The following is a 1107-nucleotide window of genomic DNA, read 5'->3' as shown; positions in this document are numbered from 1 at the left end:
ACCCATGGTTACCAATAGACCAACAACCAGCATAAGTAGCGCAGCAAGCGGTTTGTTGTCACCAATACTTGTAGACAGTGACTGAACTAGGGTTTCTACGCCACCGGTTTGTTTCATTACCGCTGCAAAACCCGCGGCTGCGATCATGATAAAGCCGATCATCGCCATCATGTGAACGCCTTTGGTGAATACGTCGTGAGTTTCCTTCCAAGCGATAACGCCACCAAACGTGAACACCATAAAACCAGCAAGAGCACCGATGATCATTGAGCCGGTGTAAAGCTGAACACCAAGCGCGGCAATAATACCAAGTGCAGCCACTAGGATGTGCTGTTTGTTAATGCTGTGGTCGGTTTCGTGAACCACCGTCAGTTCTGTTTCTTTGTACTCACGAGGTTTTCGGTAGCTAACAAAAATGGCCAGTAGCAAACCAAAAATCATACCCGCGCCAGGAAGCAACATTGCGGTTGGTACTTGGCTTGCGACAACGTTCTCTAAACCGTTGTCATGCAGGTTCTTCAGCAAGATGTTGTTTAAGAAGATGCCGCCAAAACCAACAGGAAGCACCATGTAAGGTGTAATCAGACCAAAAGTCAGCACACACGCAATTAAGCGACGATCCAGTTTAAGCTTCGCAAATACGCCCAAAAGAGGTGGAATCAAAATTGGAATAAAGGCGATATGAACAGGAATTACGTTCTGAGAAGACATGGTTACGAGCACTAACGCCACTAATACAGCGTATTTAAGGCCAGTAGTCGATGCTGCACTTTCTTTGCCGTTTAGGCGTTTAATCACGCTTTTTGCGAGCAGGTCAGTGATACCAGATTTAGAAATGGCAACGGCGAATGTGCCAAGCATAGCGTAGCTAAGTGCAATCGTTGCACCGCCACCTAAGCCACTTTCGAAGGCCGCTACGGTATCGCCTAAGCTCATTCCCGCAACAAGGCCACCAACAATGGCACTAAACGTGAGGGCGACCACCACGTTTACACGCATCAATGCTAACACGAGCATGACGCAAACTGAGATAACGACAGGATTCATACTTTTCCTAATATGTTGTGTTTACTTATTATTCTTCGTCGACAAGCGGCCAACCGCCGA

1 protein-coding gene is annotated in these 1107 nt (G+C 47.2%); it reads right to left on the bottom strand.

Annotated features, from left to right (window positions below; translation table 11 throughout):
* The coding region (locus R7P35_RS25805; protein WP_318093300.1) for a Na+/H+ antiporter NhaC family protein at positions 1 to 1047 on the bottom strand (1047 nt) is incomplete at its 3' end.
* Positions 1048 to 1107 lie beyond the last annotated feature (60 nt).

The organism is Vibrio sp. Vb0304, from assembly GCF_033338995.1.
Classification (GTDB): Bacteria; Pseudomonadota; Gammaproteobacteria; order Enterobacterales; family Vibrionaceae; genus Vibrio; species Vibrio alginolyticus.
Note: the sequence above shows the minus strand (reverse complement) of the source record. Positions and strands in the feature narration are given on the sequence as shown.